The 15,051-nt window shown below is 61.9% G+C and carries 15 protein-coding genes and 1 tRNA gene; 11 read left to right on the forward strand and 5 right to left on the reverse strand.

Annotated features, from left to right (window positions below; all coding sequences use genetic code 11):
* The first annotated feature begins 143 nt into the window (after positions 1-143).
* A complete protein-coding gene (gene metH / locus DYST_RS07200; protein WP_239950987.1) occupies positions 144-2,828 on the forward strand; it encodes a methionine synthase in 2,685 nt (894 codons plus the stop codon).
* Between the two features lie 110 nt (positions 2,829-2,938).
* Here the strand turns inward: metH and DYST_RS07205 are convergent, their stop codons facing one another.
* The gene (locus DYST_RS07205; RefSeq protein WP_102302589.1) at positions 2,939-3,280 is read right to left on the reverse strand and encodes a lipid-A-disaccharide synthase N-terminal domain-containing protein; all 342 of its coding nucleotides are present in this window, start codon (positions 3,278-3,280) and stop codon (positions 2,939-2,941) included.
* 131 nt (positions 3,281-3,411) lie between these two features.
* Between DYST_RS07205 and DYST_RS07210 the strand changes: the two genes are divergently transcribed.
* Positions 3,412-3,486, forward strand: a tRNA-Val gene (locus DYST_RS07210).
* Between the two features lie 141 nt (positions 3,487-3,627).
* On the opposite strand, the gene DYST_RS07215 is transcribed toward DYST_RS07210, so the two are convergent.
* Together DYST_RS07215 and DYST_RS07220 are read right to left on the reverse strand one after the other, a co-directional pair.
* Positions 3,628-4,113 carry a RidA family protein gene (locus DYST_RS07215; protein ID WP_239950989.1) on the reverse strand — a complete coding sequence of 162 codons (486 nt, stop codon included), beginning with the start codon at positions 4,111-4,113 and terminating at the stop codon, positions 3,628-3,630.
* 105 nt (positions 4,114-4,218) lie between these two features.
* Positions 4,219-4,812, reverse strand: coding sequence for a TetR/AcrR family transcriptional regulator (locus tag DYST_RS07220; RefSeq protein ID WP_239950990.1), 594 nt, complete (start codon positions 4,810-4,812; stop codon positions 4,219-4,221).
* Between the two features lie 222 nt (positions 4,813-5,034).
* Between DYST_RS07220 and DYST_RS07225 the strand changes: the two genes are divergently transcribed.
* Positions 5,035-5,436 (forward strand): nuclear transport factor 2 family protein, encoded by a 402-nt coding sequence (locus DYST_RS07225; protein ID WP_239950992.1) that lies wholly within the window; start codon positions 5,035-5,037, stop codon positions 5,434-5,436.
* 22 nt (positions 5,437-5,458) lie between these two features.
* On the forward strand, positions 5,459-6,214 hold the full coding sequence (locus DYST_RS07230) for an SDR family oxidoreductase (RefSeq protein WP_239950994.1): 756 nt from the start codon (positions 5,459-5,461) through the stop codon (positions 6,212-6,214).
* Between the two features lie 79 nt (positions 6,215-6,293).
* Here DYST_RS07230 and DYST_RS07235 read toward each other — a convergent pair whose 3' ends face one another.
* On the reverse strand, positions 6,294-7,190 hold the full coding sequence (locus DYST_RS07235) for a LysR family transcriptional regulator (protein ID WP_239950996.1): 897 nt from the start codon (positions 7,188-7,190) through the stop codon (positions 6,294-6,296).
* 248 nt (positions 7,191-7,438) lie between these two features.
* On the opposite strand from DYST_RS07235, the gene DYST_RS07240 reads away from it, so the two are divergent.
* From DYST_RS07240 to motB, 5 genes are all read left to right on the forward strand, one after another.
* Positions 7,439-8,512, forward strand: a complete 1,074-nt coding sequence (locus DYST_RS07240) for an alkene reductase (RefSeq protein WP_239950997.1) — start codon at positions 7,439-7,441, stop codon at positions 8,510-8,512.
* A 108-nt stretch (positions 8,513-8,620) separates the two neighbouring features.
* Entirely contained in the window at positions 8,621-9,820 is a 1,200-nt protein-coding gene (locus DYST_RS07245) for an SGNH/GDSL hydrolase family protein (RefSeq protein ID WP_239950999.1), read from the forward strand.
* Between the two features lie 84 nt (positions 9,821-9,904).
* On the forward strand, positions 9,905-10,651 hold the full coding sequence (locus DYST_RS07250) for a 2OG-Fe dioxygenase family protein (RefSeq protein ID WP_239951001.1): 747 nt from the start codon (positions 9,905-9,907) through the stop codon (positions 10,649-10,651).
* A 392-nt stretch (positions 10,652-11,043) separates the two neighbouring features.
* On the forward strand, positions 11,044-11,913 hold the full coding sequence (gene motA, locus DYST_RS07255) for a flagellar motor stator protein MotA (RefSeq protein WP_239951003.1): 870 nt from the start codon (positions 11,044-11,046) through the stop codon (positions 11,911-11,913).
* The gene (motB, locus tag DYST_RS07260) at positions 11,910-12,932 is read left to right on the forward strand and encodes a flagellar motor protein MotB (RefSeq protein ID WP_239951005.1); all 1,023 of its coding nucleotides are present in this window, start codon (positions 11,910-11,912) and stop codon (positions 12,930-12,932) included. The genes motA and motB overlap by 4 nt, the downstream gene beginning before the upstream one ends.
* A 10-nt stretch (positions 12,933-12,942) precedes the next feature.
* On the opposite strand, the gene DYST_RS07265 is transcribed toward motB, so the two are convergent.
* Positions 12,943-13,872, reverse strand: coding sequence for a LysR family transcriptional regulator (locus DYST_RS07265; RefSeq protein WP_239951007.1), 930 nt, complete (start codon positions 13,870-13,872; stop codon positions 12,943-12,945).
* Between the two features lie 109 nt (positions 13,873-13,981).
* Here DYST_RS07265 and DYST_RS07270 point away from each other — a divergent pair, with 109 nt between their 5' ends.
* Positions 13,982-14,626, forward strand: coding sequence for an NADPH-dependent F420 reductase (locus tag DYST_RS07270; RefSeq protein WP_239951008.1), 645 nt, complete (start codon positions 13,982-13,984; stop codon positions 14,624-14,626).
* Positions 14,627-14,697: 71 nt separating this feature from the next.
* Positions 14,698-15,030, forward strand: a complete 333-nt coding sequence (locus DYST_RS07275) for a YnfA family protein (RefSeq protein WP_239951010.1) — start codon at positions 14,698-14,700, stop codon at positions 15,028-15,030.
* Positions 15,031-15,051 lie beyond the last annotated feature (21 nt).

Raw genomic sequence — 15,051 nt, forward strand, 5'->3', positions numbered from 1 at the left:
CTTCGGGCGACCCGAAGGAAGTCCCGTGGGAGAGAGGGTTGGGGTGAGGGGTCAACCTGGCCTCAAGCTCGCACTTTTTGAACGGCTCGCAAGTCCCGCCCCTTCACCTCAGTCCTCTCCCCGCCGGGGAGAGGAGGAAAAGCATGATGCCCCGCTATACCCGCCTCTCCGGCCTCGAACCGCTGGTCATCACACCCGACCTGTTGTTCGTCAACGTGGGCGAACGCACCAACGTCACCGGCTCTGCCCAGTTCCGCAAGCTCATCAAGGAAGAGCGCTACGAGGAAGCGGTGGACGTCGCCCGCCAGCAGGTGGCCAGCGGTGCACAGATCATCGACGTCAACATGGACGAGGGCCTGATCGATTCGGAAGCGGCCATGACGCGCTTCATCAATCTGATCGCGGCCGAACCGGACATCGCCCGCGTGCCGGTGATGGTGGACTCCTCCAAGTGGACCGTGATCGAAGCCGGACTGCGCTGCCTGCAGGGCAAAGGCATCGTCAACTCCATCTCCATGAAGGAAGGCGAGGAGCTCTTCCTCGAGCACGCGCGCAAGGTGCAGCAGTATGGCGCTGCCGTGGTAGTGATGGCTTTCGACGAGCAAGGCCAGGCCGACACCTGCGAACGCAAGGTGGAGATCTGTACGCGTGCCTTCGAACTACTCACCACCAAGCTCGATTTTGCGCCTGAAGACATCATCTTCGATCCGAACATCTTCGCCATCGCGACGGGTATCGAAGAGCACAACAATTACGCGGTGGACTTCATCGAAGCCACCCAGGAACTCAAACGCCGCTTTCCGCATTCGCATATCTCGGGCGGCGTATCGAACGTGTCGTTCTCGTTCCGCGGCAACAACATGGTGCGCGAAGCGATCCATTCGGTATTCCTCTACCACGCCATCAAGGCGGGCATGGACATGGGCATTGTCAACGCCGGCGCGTTGATGATCTACGACGACCTGCCCGAGGAGCTACGCGATCGCGTCGAAGACGTGGTGCTGAACCGCCGCTCCGACGCCACCGAACGCCTGCTGGAAATCGCCGACAACTACAGGGCGAAGAAGGGCGAAGTCGTCACCGAGAACCTCGCCTGGCGCGATAAACCCGTACGCCAGCGCCTCAGCCATGCACTGGTGCACGGTATCGACCAGTACGTGGTGGAAGACACCGAACTCGCTCGTCAGGAATCCACCCGTCCGCTCGACGTCATCGAAGGCCCGTTGATGGACGGCATGAACGTCGTCGGCGACCTGTTCGGCGCCGGCAAGATGTTCCTGCCGCAGGTGGTGAAATCGGCCCGCGTGATGAAAAAGGCCGTGGCGCACCTGATCCCCTTTATCGAGGAAGAGAAGGCACGCACCGGCGAAGCCAGCAAGTCCAATGGCAAGATCGTCATGGCCACCGTGAAGGGCGACGTACACGACATCGGCAAGAACATCGTCGGCGTGGTGCTCCGCTGCAACAACTTCGACGTGATCGATCTCGGCGTGATGGTGCCGACGCAGAAGATCTTGGAAACGGCCATTGCCGAGAACGCCGACATCATCGGCCTGTCCGGCCTTATCACGCCATCGCTCGAAGAAATGAGCCAGGTCGCACGCGAAATGCAGCGGCAGAACTTCACCATCCCGCTGATGATCGGCGGCGCCACCACGTCGCGCGCGCACACCGCGTTGAAGATCGAGCCGCACTACAAATCGCCCACCGTATGGGTGAAGGACGCCTCACGCGCCGTCGGCGTGGCACAGTCACTCCTGAGCAAAGAGCTGGTCGACAACTTCATCGCCAAGGTAAAGGCCGACTACGCCGAAGTGCGCGAGCGCCATCGCAACCGCGCCGGCGGCAAGTCCCTCGTTTCGCTGGACAAGGCACGCGCGCAACGCTTCAACACCGACTGGGCCAGCTACGAGCCGCCGCAACCGAAGAAGCCAGGCATCACCATCTTCGACGATTACGATCTTGCCGAACTGCGCGAGTACATCGACTGGTCGCCGTTCTTCAACGCATGGGAGCTGGCCGGCCATTTCCCTGCGATCCTTACCGACGAAATCGTCGGCAAGCAAGCCACCGAGCTGTATAAGGACGCGCAGGCGATGCTGGACACGCTAATCGCGGAGAAGTGGCTGAAGGCCCGCGGCGTCATCGGGTTCTGGCCGGCCGCGAGCGTGGGCGATGACATCCGACTCCAGCGCGAGAATGGCGAAACTGTCGTGCTCCATCATTTGCGCCAGCAGGTGGACAAGCCCGTGGATCGGCCGGACTTCTGTCTCTCCGACTTCATCGCGCCCAAAAGCGCGGGCAAACACGATTGGATCGGCGGCTTCGCCGTGACCGCAGGCATCGGTATTGATGAGCACGTTGCGCGCTTCGAAGCCACGCACGATGACTACTCCGCCATCCTGCTGAAAGCGCTGGCCGACCGCTTCGCGGAGGCCTTCGCCGAGCGCTTGCATGAGCGCGTGCGACAAGAGTTCTGGGGCTACACACCCGACGAGTCACTCGACAACAAGTCGCTGATCGACGAGAAGTACAGCGGCATCCGCCCTGCTCCCGGCTACCCGGCCTGCCCCGACCATACCGAGAAAGGCACGCTGTTCACGCTGCTCGACGCCACCCACAACGCGGGCATCGAACTGACCGACAGTTTCGCCATGTTCCCGACCGCCGCCGTATCCGGCTGGTATTTCTCGCATCCGGACAGCCAGTATTTCGTGGTGGGCCGTCTCACCCGCGAACAGGTGGACGACTACGCCAAGCGCAAGGGTTGGACACGCGACGAAGCAGAACGCTGGCTGGCACCGAACCTGGATTACGACCCCGATTGAGGGCCTCTGAAGCGGGTCGCGCACATGGACTCTGTGCGCGATCTCTGTGTCTCCGCACATCGCAGCGATCGGTTATCGCCGCCGGAAATCTTCTGCAAGAAGGCTTTCCCTCAGACCTCACTCTCGATCAACGAGCGACGCTTCATCTCGCGCATGTGCACAACGAGGTTGTAGACGGACACGAACGACGGGAAGAAATTCGACAGGATGCCTACCGAGTCGTTCTTGCCGAAGATGAAGTAGGACAGCAGCAGCGCGCTGCCAACCACCGACAGCCACCAGAACGACAATGGCATCACCACGCGCTTGAGCTTGCGCGTGTAATACAGCTGCACGAACCAGCGGCTGGTGAACATCACCGACCCCAGAAGGCCCACCATTTTCCAGGGCGTCAGTTCGAACCGATGCAAGGCTTCGAGGACGTGGCTGAGTTCGTGAGTCAGGAAGTCCATGGGCGGATAGCTGGTAGCTGAAAAGCCGAGCATTGTACTGGTTCACCTTTCAATCAACTGCCATCCCGGGCACTTTTTTGTGTCAGAGGCTTGACCGGTTACCCCTCTCCCCGTATATTTGCGCGCTCGGCGGGCGATTAGCTCAGCGGTAGAGCACTGCCTTCACACGGCAGGTGTCGCAAGTTCGATCCTTGCATCGCCCACCATCAAGATTCTGGAAAAGCCACCCTTCGGGTGGCTTTTTTGTTGCGCGCCTCACGCGTAGTAACCGGGGTAACTACTCCAACTACACCCGCATTCGGGTGGCAGAGGACATCATCGGCTAGCGGCGCCAGTAACTCCTCACCTTACGGAAACAGCGAAAGCTCGCCTTCGACCTCCACCGGAATATTGAACGGCAACTCCGCCATGCCGACGGCACTGCGTGTATGCGCGCCCCGTTGCGGCCCGTAGAGCGCAATGATCAGGTCCGAGAAGCCATTGATCACGTTCGGTTGCTCGATGAAACCGGGCGCGGAGTTGACCATGCCAAAGATGCGATGCCAGCGCCGGATACGATCCAAATCGCCAATGCTGCGCTTGAGGCTCGCGAGCACGGAAAGCGCCACGAGGCGAGCGGATTGGTAGCCCTCGGCCACCGTGAGGTTGGTACCCAGCTTGCCGAATGGCGGCGCCATCAAGCCATCGGCACCCTGCGGCCCATGCCCCGAAAAGAACACGCGCGTGCCATCCACCTGCACGGCGTCGAACGGCAGGCGCAACCCAGCTGGCAGGGTGAAAGGTGGCGGCAGCGTCAGCCCCATGTCCGCAAGGCGTACATCGATCTCGCTCACAGGCACTCCGTCGTCAAGAAGGCTGGTTGAGTGGCTCACGCGCCTACGGCCATCCTTTCAGACGGCCATCGCTGCGTCAAAGACGAGCCGGCCAGAACAACCCCATCACTCCCGCATGGCTTGCAGCAACGGCTGGCGTCCATCCTTGAGTATTTCATCGGCGAGCGCTGGATTGGCCTCCGCGACGGCGCGCGACAACACCAGTGAGCCCACCATCTGACTGAAGAGTGCGATGGCTTTTTCCCGGTTGGCCTGCGCGTTCTCGCCGCCGATCATCTTCGCCAACTGGTCGACGTTCCACTCCAATCCCTGCGCATAGGCCTGTCGCGCTTCTGTGCCGAGTCGGCGTACGTCACCGGCGAACGCTGTCAACGGGCAGCCCGCCTCGATGTTGCCCCGATGGTCGCTGGACAGATACCACTCTACGTACTGCTGCATGGGGTCGACGGCTCCCTCCTTGGAGGCCTCAATGCCCGACACGAGCAAGGCCACGCCGTCCTCCATCGCCTTGTCCATGACGGCATCCACCAGCGCGTCCTTGGATTTGAAGTGGTTGTAGAAGCCGCCCTGGGTGAAGCCAGCCGCCTTGGTCAGCTCCGCCAAGCCTACGGCAGCCACTCCGCGCTCGCGAAAGAGTTTCTCCGCTGCGGCGACGATTGCCTTTTTGTTTTCAATGGCTTGCTGCTTTGAGACGCCCATTGCCCACTCCTTTCCGGTGACTACCGGGCACATATTTCAAATCACAATGGCGATCACCATTGACATTTGGCGAAAGCGGGCTCATTGTAACCGATGTCGATGGTGATCGCCATTGTGATCCATCCAAGGGCCTGAGGCAGCACCTCCCGCATCACGGTTGGACCGATACCTGCGCCGGGGCTCGTCGAGATCCGCACATCCGTCATCCAAGAGGAAACGACCATGTCAAAGACGTCACCCGAGCAGAACAAGGCCCTGGTCCTGAAGGCGTTCGACACGCTGTTCAACCAGCGCGACTACGCCGCCGCCGAGCGCTTCTGGTCTGACAGCTACATCCAGCACAGCGCGCATATCGAACCGGGCCGCGATGGCCTGATCAACCTGATCCGCGCCATCCCCGACACGCTGCGCTATGAGCACGGGCTGATTCTCGCCGAAGGCGACTACGTGATCGTGCATGGACGCTTCTCCGGCCATGGCCGCCCCGCCGCGTGGGTTGCCGCGGATGTGGTGCGCATCGAGAACGGCAAGCTCGCCGAACACTGGGACGTGTTGCAAGACGAAGCCACGCAAACCGAATCCAAGAGCGGACTGCCGATGTTCGGCAACCGCTTCCCCGCATAAACCTTTATCTCAGGAGAACATCATGAAACTTTCTGGCCACACGATCTTCATCACCGGCGGCGGTTCGGGCATTGGGCGCGGACTCGCTGAAGCGCTGCACAAGCGGGGCAACAAGGTGATCATTGCCGGCCGCCGGCGTAGCCATCTCGATGCGGTGATCGCCGCAAATCCAGGCATGGAGGCGATCGAGCTCGACATTACCGACCCAGCCAGCATCGAACGCACTGCAGCCACCTTGATCGCCGAGCATCCCGAGCTCGACGTGTTGATCAACAACGCCGGCATCATGCAGCCGGACACCGTGGCCGGAAAGATCGACGACGCGCTGCTGACGGCCACCATCACCACCAATCTGCTTGGGCCGATTCGCATGACCTCCGCGCTGATCGAACACCTCAAGCGCAAGGAGAACGCCGTGGTGGCGTACACCAGTTCCGTACTGGCCTTCGTGCCGATGGCAGTCACCGGCATCTATTCCTCAACCAAGGCCGCGCTGCACTCCTACGTGCTATCGCAGCGCTTCATGCTGCGTGGCACGGGTGTTCGCGTGCTGGAGATTGCTCCGCCGTGGGTGCGCACCGAGCTCATGAACAGCCAGGAAGCCGAGCAGGCCATGCCGCTGGATCAGTTCATTGCGGAAACCATCACCGTGCTGGGCACGGATGCGGATGAGATCCTGGTGGATGCCGCCAAGCTTTTCCGCGCCAACGTGGGCCCGAACGAGCACGACTTCGTCAACAACTTCAATAATCAGGCGCTTGCGCTGTTCGCCGCCTGAGCGGGCAACGGCACGTCGTCGCGCCTCAGAAGCAACGCCCCGCTACGGTGACGCAGCGGGGCGTTTTATGCCTCGCCGATCAGGGCTGGCGCGACCGCGCGTCGCCTCCGGCGAGGCGCTCTTTCAGGAATTCGATGAAGCGCTGTGTCTTTGCCGGAAGCAAGCGTGTCTCCGTAAGCGCATACACCGGCACGGGCTTGCCGTGCCATTGCGGCAACACGCGAACCAGCCGTCCCGCCGCCAGGTCATCCACCACCAGTTCGTCAGTGAGCATGACGATTCCCATGCCGAGCGTGGCAAGGCGCGCAATCAAACCAACGTTGTTCAACGTGAAGCGACTGCGGATGGTGACCTCGGCGGACTCCTTTCCGCGATGCAATACCCACGGCCGCTCCTTGAGGATGTTCAGACACTCGTGGCTTTCGAGGTCGGCGGGCTCAGCGGGTACGCCTGCGTGCTCGAGATAACGCGGCGACGCGTAGAGATGCGGAACAAACGACGCCAGCGGACGCGCGATCAGTTGCGAACTCGGCGGCTCGCCGATACGTATGGCGACGTCGAACGGTTCGCTCACCAGATCCACCTGGCGTGGCGTCAGATCCAAGTCGAAAGTGATGCCGGGATAGCGCTGCGCAAACTCCGCAATCAACGGCGCTATGTAGACAGTGGCGAAATCGACCGGCAGCGAGGCGCGAAGCACACCGCTCGGCTGCGCCAGCATCTCGCCCAACTGTTCGTGGGCCAGCCGTGCCTCGTCAACGATGCGCTTGCAGCGCTCGAAATAGACCTGGCCGGCCTCAGTCAGCTCGACCTTGCGCGTCGTCCGGTGCAACAGGCGAAGTCCAATGGCCTTCTCCAGCCCACTGATCCGTCGCGAGAGAGTGGAGTTGGGAACGCCGGTTGCCTCGGATGCGCCCCGGAAACCCCTGGCTTTGACGACTTCAACGAACAGCGCCATGTCGTTGAGGAGTTCCATTCTATTGCTCCATTAACGGATCAATGATCTCCACTATACCCGCTTTATCCCATGGATGATTTTCTCCAAGATGTGCTCCTACCCACCCAGGACATCGTCGTGAAACCAGACCGGCATGCGAGCGAGCCGTCATCCGGACCGACCGACGCGCACGCACACCCATTCTTGGCCGCTCGCGCTACGCATCGAAGCACGGCTTCATCCCTACGAAGCCATGCCCCCGGCACATCACTTTCGAGGACTGCATCATGAACACACTATTTTCATCCGTTCGCATCGGCGAACACGCTCTTCAAAACCGCCTCGTCATGGCCCCCATGACCCGTAGCCGTGCGCAGCTCGACGGCACGCCCGGCGATCTCGCCATCGAGTACTACGCACAACGCGCCGACCTCGGTTTGATCGTCACCGAAGGCACGCAGCCCTCGGACGACGGCCAGGGCTATCTCACCACGCCTGGCATCTATACCGACGCGCATGTCGCCGGTTGGAAGAAGATCACCTCAGCCGTGCACGCCCAAGGCGGCCGTATCTTCATCCAGCTCATGCATGCGGGCCGCATGTCGCATCCCGACAACACGCCGCATCATCGCCAGGGCGTCGCGCCCTCCGCGATTGCGCCGGGAGCGCCCATGTTCACGGCCAAAGGCATGCAGGACATCCCCACCCCGCGCGCCCTGCCCACCGAGGAGATCCGCCAGACCGTAGCCGATTTCCGCCATGCCGCGCGACGCGCGATTGATGCCGGCGCTGACGGTATCGAAATCCACGGCGCCAACGCCTATCTGGTCCACCAGTTCCTCGCCCCCAGCGCCAATACACGCACCGACGAGTACGGCGGCTCCATCGAGAACCGCGCGCGCTTCGCCATCGAAGTGGCCACAGCCATTGCTGAAGAGATCGGCCCGGAGCGCACGGCTATCCGCCTGTCGCCAAACACCACCATGTGGGGCATCGACGAGGGTGTGGATGGCCCGGAGCTCTATCGCTACCTCGTGACGGAACTCGACAAACTGGGCCTCGCCTACCTGCACATCATGCATTTGGGCAACGATACGCTGCTCGCCGACCTTCGCCAGCGCTGGAAGACATCGCTGATTCTCAACCGGCCGGGGCGTGCACGCGAGCAGATCGGCAGCGACCTGACATCTGGATTGGCGGATCTGGAATCCTACGGACAAATGGTCTTGGCCAATCCGGATTTCATCGCCCGGCTGAAGACGCACGCACCGTTGAACGACGCCGACCGCAACACCTTCTTCGGCGGTGGCGCGCAAGGTTACGTCGACTATCCCGCGTTGAGCGAAGCCATCACCGCATAAACAGCACCGCCATCGACGACGCCGGGTGCACATCCACGCACCCGGCACGCGCCGGTGCCGTAAGCATGAGAGACAATCTCAAACTCTCTCCTTGTTTGACGGTTGGATATGGACATCGATGGCGCCCCTCTTCTGACCACACCCATCACGGAAGCCATCCTGAAGGGTGCTGTAGAGCTGGAAATCACACCGCACGGATGGCTGCCACATCGCCTGCCCGCCTGGGCGCGCCGCCAGTCCGGTGATCCACAGTTGCTCATGGCGGAATCGCAACCATCCGGTATCCGCTTGGTGTTTCAGAGCGAGGCTACAGTCATCGAACTCGATGTCGTGCCTACGCGACGCATCTACGTCGGTTTTCCGGAGAGACCGCCAGGCATCTACGACCTGATGATGGATGGCCAGCCGTTCGAGCAGGCCAGCTCGAACGGCGGCAACACGATCAGCATCGATGTTGGCAGCGGCGCCGTCACGAAGATCGATGGGCCCATCGCCACCGTGCGCTTCGACGGATTGACGGCTCAGCGCAAAACGCTGGAAATCTGGTTGCCTTTCAACGAAACATGCGAACTTGTCGGCTTGCGTACGAACGCGCCCATCGAGCCCATGACGGAAAGAAAGCCGATATGGCTGCACCACGGAAGCTCGATCAGCCAGGGTTCCAACGCCGATCGTCCATCAGCTATCTGGCCCGCTCTCGTTGCACGCCATGGCGGCCTCGACCTCGTCAATCTCGGCTTTGGTGGTAGCGCGCTGCTCGACCCGTTCACCGCGCGAACCATGCGCGACATTCCGGCTGACTTCATCAGCGTGAAGTTGGGCATCAACCTGGTCAACACGGATGTCATGCGGCTTCGCGCCTTTGGTCCCGCCGTGCATGGCTTTCTCGACACAATTCGTGACGGTCACCCGGACACGCCGCTGTTGGTCGTTTCGCCGCTCTACTGCCCCATCCATGAAGACACGCCAGGTCCGGGCGCGTTCGATTTCGATGCGTTGTCAAAGGGCAACATCGCTTTCCGCGCCACGGGCAAGGAAGAAGAAAAGGCACAAGGCAAGCTGACGCTGACGGTGATACGCAACGAGCTGTCCCGCATCGTGCGGGAACGCTCGCTTACGGACCCTAACATCCACTACCTCGACGGCTTGGCGCTTTATGGCCCTGCCGACTTTGAGGAGCTTCCGTTGCCTGATCGGCTTCATCCGGATGCAGCAACCCATCGTCGCATCGCCGAACGTTTCACGCGCAGCGCCTGGGGCGATGGTGGCGCGTTCGCCAGCACAAAGAACACGCGGGTCTCCACCTAGTGCGCTCGATCACCACGAAACCTGGGCGCAGGCTTCCAGGCGCAACGTACGGCGCCGATGATCGCAACCGCTTAAGATAAGCACATGCACAACCCCGCCGACGTATTCGCTTCACCGCTGCTTGACCAGCTGAAATCGCCTGGATTCGCCTTCGTGGAAGGCAACGCCATGCGGCCACTCCTCGCTTCGATGGGCGAGTTGGCCGATTGGACGGATTTCGTGGAGAGCTGGAACCACTTGGAGCCCGATCAGTATCTGGCTGCCAAGGGACGGTTTCGCCGGCGACGTCACGCGACATTTTCCGCAGAAGCGGATGGCGTCGTGATGCCCGAGCCCCATCAGGCCCATTTCCAGAGCCTGCAGTACAACACTCTTCAAGGTGATATCGCGCGCTGGTTCGACCCCATCGCCACACCCGTCGCCAACGGCGCCACACTGCGCACCATTCTCCAGTTCTGCCACGATCTGTTCGGCAAAGCTGCGCCATCCATACGTCGCTGGCATATCGAAGTTCACCAGTTCCGCATCGAGGCCTCCGCCGACACGGCTGGCGAGCCGACACCCGAAGGCAGCCATCGCGATGGCGTGGACTACGTGCTGGTGTTGCTCGTCAACCGCCAGAACATCGCCAGCGGCACCACCACCATCCATGCACCCGATGGCCGGTTACTCGGCGATTTCACGCTGACCCATCCCCTTGATGCGGCGCTAATCGACGATCACAACGTCTATCACGGCGTGACACCGGTGAAGCCTTTCGATGCTGGCCAGCCTGCATGTCGCGATGTATTGGTCGTGACGTTCAAGGCGTCGGCCAACCAACCCGAATAGCTGGAAGTATCAGCGCCAGATCGGTATATCGAGGTAGCTGCTTCCCATCCAGCGGATGTCGAGTGGATCACCTGCGTCGGCGACGGTCTCGTCGGTGACGTCTTTATCTACTTTGAGCGTTGCCGTCGCGACGTTCGTTGGCCCCTGCTCGCTTAGCCCGTAATCGCTACTGTCCTGACGCTTCCCATCGCGCCAGCGACATTCGAGGCAACCTGTCCACCTTCGTTTGAACGTCCCCTGGGTGCACCTGCCCTCGAATGCGAGGAGTGTTCCCGGAAGCCGGGCAAGAATAGCGTGATCAACGGCCGTCCATGAGCGCGTTCTCAACTTTCCCCTTTCCACGCCGATAAAACGAGAGCGCGGAGTCATCGGCTCCGGATCCCGGAGCAAGTATGTTGGTCCTCATCGGTGCGGTGGTCGTCCTCGTGTGCGTGCTCGGCGGCTTTGTGCTGTCGCATGGACAGATCATGGCGTTATGGCAGCCCTATGAGCTGCTGATCATCGGCGGCGGCGCGGTGGGTGCCTTTCTTTCGGCTAACCCGCCCAAGGTCGTCAAGGCCGCGCTCAGCGATGCCATCGGCCTGCTGAAGGGCCCCAAGTACAACAAGCAGGACTATGTCGACCTGTTGTCGATGCTCTACGACCTGTTCAGCCTGATCCGCAAGGAAGGCTTGCTCGGCGTGGAGGAACATATCGAGGATCCGCAATCCAGCACGGTGTTCTCCGCCTATCCGCGCCTGCTGCGCGAGCACCACCTGATCGAGTTCACCACCGACTGCCTGCGCCTGATGGTGGGCGGCAGCATGAATCCGCACGAGCTGGAACAGCTGATGGATGTGGAATTGGAAACTCACCATCACGAAGCCATCGCCCCGGCACTGGCCATGACCAAGCTGGCTGACGCCCTGCCCGGCTTCGGCATCGTGGCGGCGGTGCTCGGCATCGTCACCACCATGTCGCAGCTCGACGGCGATACCTCGCGCATCGGCATGCACATTGCTGGCGCGCTGGTCGGCACCTTCCTGGGCATCCTGCTCTGCTACGGCTTCATCGGCCCGCTGGGCGCCGCCATGGAGAATCGGGTGCAGGAGGATGGCAAGGCCTTCGAGTGCGTGAAGATCGGCCTGTTGGCCAACCTGCGCGGCTACAACCCCAAGGTGTCGGTGGAGTTCGCGCGCAAGGTGCTCGCTTCGCAGTCACGTCCGCGCTTCCAGGATCTGGAGGAACACCTGAAGGCGCCGCGAGCCAAGGCGGCCACGTGAGCGAGCAAGGCGAACTGCCACCCATCATTATTCGCAAGGTCAAGCGGAAGGGTCACGGCCATCACGGCGGCGCCTGGAAGGTGGCTTACGCGGATTTCGTCACCGCAATGATGGCCTTCTTCCTGGTCATGTGGCTGATCGGCGTGGGTACGCGCCAGCAGCGCGCGGCGATCTCGGAGTACTTCAAAAACCCAAGCATGACGCAAGGCAACGCCACCATGGCGCCACCGGGCCGCACGGGCCCTGGTGGCGCCAGCAACAGCATGATCAAGCTCGGCGGTGCGATGGACTTGCCGCACGGCCCAGGACACGACAGCAAGGGTGCCGCGGCAGCCAGCGTCGACCCGAAGGAGATCGAGAAAGAAGCGCGCAAGCAGGAACGCGCGCGGCTCGAAGAACTGATGCAGCAACTCCAGGCGGCGATTCAGAGCAGCCAGGCGCTTGCTCCGTTCAAGGACCAGTTGTTGCTGGACATCACGCCAGAGGGCCTGCGCATCCAGATCGTGGACAAGCAGAACCGCCCCATGTTCGACCTGGGCAGCGCGCAGCTGAGGACGTACACCACGGCGATCCTCCAGGAGCTCGCCAGCTTCATCAATCGCGTGCCCAACCGCATCAGCCTTTCCGGCCATACCGACGACGCGCCGTACTCCAGCGATCATCACTACAGCAATTGGGAACTGTCTGCGGATCGCGCCAATGCAGCGCGCCGTGCCCTGCTCTCCGGTGGGTTGGCGGAAGACAAGATCGCGCGCGTCGTGGGGCTCGCCGCCTCGGTGCCGTTTGATCGCACCAACCCCGGCGACGCGATTAACCGTCGCATCAGCATCATCGTGATGAACCGGCAGGCCGAGGAAGCCTCGCTGTCACAGGAAGCGGGTCCGGTCGGGGACAAGACCGCGGCCGCCTCACTACCCGCCGTCACACAGGTCGTGGCCGCTGCACCTGCGGCTGCCGCCGTAAGCACGGTCGAACCCGTCACCGATGCCGCCGCGCGACCGCACCCCAGGTCACCCTGAGGCACCGCCTTCAGCCCGAATTTCCCGCAAAACGCTCGGCGTATTGATGCTGCTGGAAGTCCTCGACGACGTGGTCAATAAACACACGCGTCTTGGCGGATAGCGACAAGCGCGTCGAGTAGTAGATCGAGATCGATCCGGCATCGACGTACCAACGCGGCAACAGACGCACCAGCGAACCACTCTCCAGGTGAGGCAACACATCAGGCATCGCCAGCAAGGCAACGCCCAGGCCCTGCACCGCGGCCTCAGTCATCGGCCCGGGATCGTTGAACGCCACACGCGCCTTGAGCGGCACCACTGCTTCGTCGCCGCCCACATGGTGCATCACCCAACTGCGCAGCCGACCGGACGTGCCAGACCGCATCACGATGGCATCCCAATCGGCAAGATCGTCGGGCGACTTGGGCAGCTTTCTTCCCTTCAGATAAGACGGCGATGCCACCGCAACGATATGAGCCGGCGCCAGCGGTCGAGCCACCACGCCGGGCGAGAGTTCGAAGCCACCGCCGATAGCCGCATCGAATCCGTCGGCAACCAGATCCACTTGCCGACTGTCGAACTGCCAGTCGACACGCACGTCCGGATAGCTCTGCAGGAAAGCCGGCAAGGTCGGGATCAGATAACGCATGCCGAGCGACATCGGAACGCTGACCTTCAGCACACCCGCCGGCTTTCCCTGATCGGCATTCGCATCGCTGATGGCGGACTGCAACGCGTCCAGATTGCCGCGAACAGAGAGCAGGAAACGCTCACCCGCCTCGGTCAAGGCCAGCTTGCGGGTGTTGCGATGAAACAGACGCACGCCGAGGTTTCGCTCCAACTGCGCCACGTTGCGACTGATCGCGGCTGGCGTCAGGCCCATGTAGCGGGCTGCAGAGGAAAAGCCCCCGAGTTCGGCGCTACGGACAAAGGCTTCCAGGTTAGCCAGCGTCTCCATGACCACCTTCAAATATTCGTTGAAAATGATTCCATCGATTTAAGGCTACTCGCGAGGTAATCGAAATTCCATAGTGACGTCCAGGTCATAACCCCCTGGAGACTTCGTCATGAACACCCCTGTTTCCCCATCACACCCGGCTCCGGCCGACAACGCCCCCCGCATCGGCATCATCGGCGCGGGTCAGATTGGCTCCGCCTTCGCCCGGGCACTCGCCCGCCGCCATATCCCTGCCGTCATCGCCAACAGCCAGGGCCCGGCATCCCTGCTGCCACTGACCAGTGAGCTGGGGCCGTCCCTTCGTGCGGGTTCCCGCGAAGAAGCCGCCAAGGCCGACATCATCCTGGTTGCGGTGAACTGGTCGAAGCTGCCCGATGCATTGGCCGGACTCGATCTGCGCGGCCGCATCGTCATCGACGCCAACAACCCCATCGAACCGCCCACGTTCCAACCACTCGACCTCAAGGGGCGCACATCGAGCGAAGTCTTCTCCGATCTCGTTCCCGGTGCACGCGTGGTCAAGGCCTTCAATCACCTCCCTGCGCACTTGCTGGCCGAGGAAGCACAAACGGAAGGCGGTCGCCGCGTGCTCTTCTTCTCCGGCGACGATGCACAGGCTAAACAAGCCGTCGCGCAGCTGATCGATTCGCTGGGCTTCTTTGGCGTAGATCTTGGCAAACTCGTCGCAGACGGGCGACTGGCGGGCATCCCGGGCGGCCCCCTTGTTTTGCATGACCTCATCAAACGGGGTTGAGCCCTCAACTGGCAGACGATCTTCATTGTCTGGACAATGGCACGCGTTTCCACCGGAACGCGTGCCAACCCATGGTCGACTTCACCAAACAAGTCGCGTTGTTCGCACTCACCGCGCTGGCAGAGATCGTTGGCTGCTACCTGCCGTGGCTTGTGCTGAAACAGGCGAAGAGTGCGTGGCTGCTGCTGCCCGCCCTGCTCTCGCTGAGCTTGTTCGCGTGGTTGTTGACCCTGCACCCCACCGCCGCCGGTCGTACCTATGCAGCCTACGGCGGCATCTACATCGCCGTCGCGTTGGTCTGGTTGAGAGTCGTGGACGGCGTGAAGCTCACGAGCTGGGACGTTGGCGGCGCATGCATTGCGCTCCTGGGCATGGCGATCATCGTGGTGCAGCCGCAAGCCTGAAAGCCGCGCTTGGGAGCGCGA

The sequence above is a fragment of the Dyella terrae genome, assembly GCF_022394535.1.
Lineage (GTDB): Bacteria > Pseudomonadota > Gammaproteobacteria > Xanthomonadales > Rhodanobacteraceae > Dyella.

Coding starts and splice junctions, on each gene's coding strand:
- metH (WP_239950987.1), top strand. CDS start 144: ATGATGCCCCGCTATACCCGCCTCTCCGGCCTCGAACCGCTGGTCATC.
- DYST_RS07205 (WP_102302589.1), bottom strand. CDS start 3,280: ATGGACTTCCTGACTCACGAACTCAGCCACGTCCTCGAAGCCTTGCAT.
- DYST_RS07220 (WP_239950990.1), bottom strand. CDS start 4,812: ATGGGCGTCTCAAAGCAGCAAGCCATTGAAAACAAAAAGGCAATCGTC.
- DYST_RS07225 (WP_239950992.1), top strand. CDS start 5,035: ATGTCAAAGACGTCACCCGAGCAGAACAAGGCCCTGGTCCTGAAGGCG.
- DYST_RS07230 (WP_239950994.1), top strand. CDS start 5,459: ATGAAACTTTCTGGCCACACGATCTTCATCACCGGCGGCGGTTCGGGC.
- DYST_RS07235 (WP_239950996.1), bottom strand. CDS start 7,190: ATGGAACTCCTCAACGACATGGCGCTGTTCGTTGAAGTCGTCAAAGCC.
- DYST_RS07240 (WP_239950997.1), top strand. CDS start 7,439: ATGAACACACTATTTTCATCCGTTCGCATCGGCGAACACGCTCTTCAA.
- DYST_RS07245 (WP_239950999.1), top strand. CDS start 8,621: ATGGACATCGATGGCGCCCCTCTTCTGACCACACCCATCACGGAAGCC.
- DYST_RS07250 (WP_239951001.1), top strand. CDS start 9,905: ATGCACAACCCCGCCGACGTATTCGCTTCACCGCTGCTTGACCAGCTG.
- motA (WP_239951003.1), top strand. CDS start 11,044: ATGTTGGTCCTCATCGGTGCGGTGGTCGTCCTCGTGTGCGTGCTCGGC.
- DYST_RS07265 (WP_239951007.1), bottom strand. CDS start 13,872: ATGGAGACGCTGGCTAACCTGGAAGCCTTTGTCCGTAGCGCCGAACTC.
- DYST_RS07270 (WP_239951008.1), top strand. CDS start 13,982: ATGAACACCCCTGTTTCCCCATCACACCCGGCTCCGGCCGACAACGCC.
- DYST_RS07275 (WP_239951010.1), top strand. CDS start 14,698: ATGGTCGACTTCACCAAACAAGTCGCGTTGTTCGCACTCACCGCGCTG.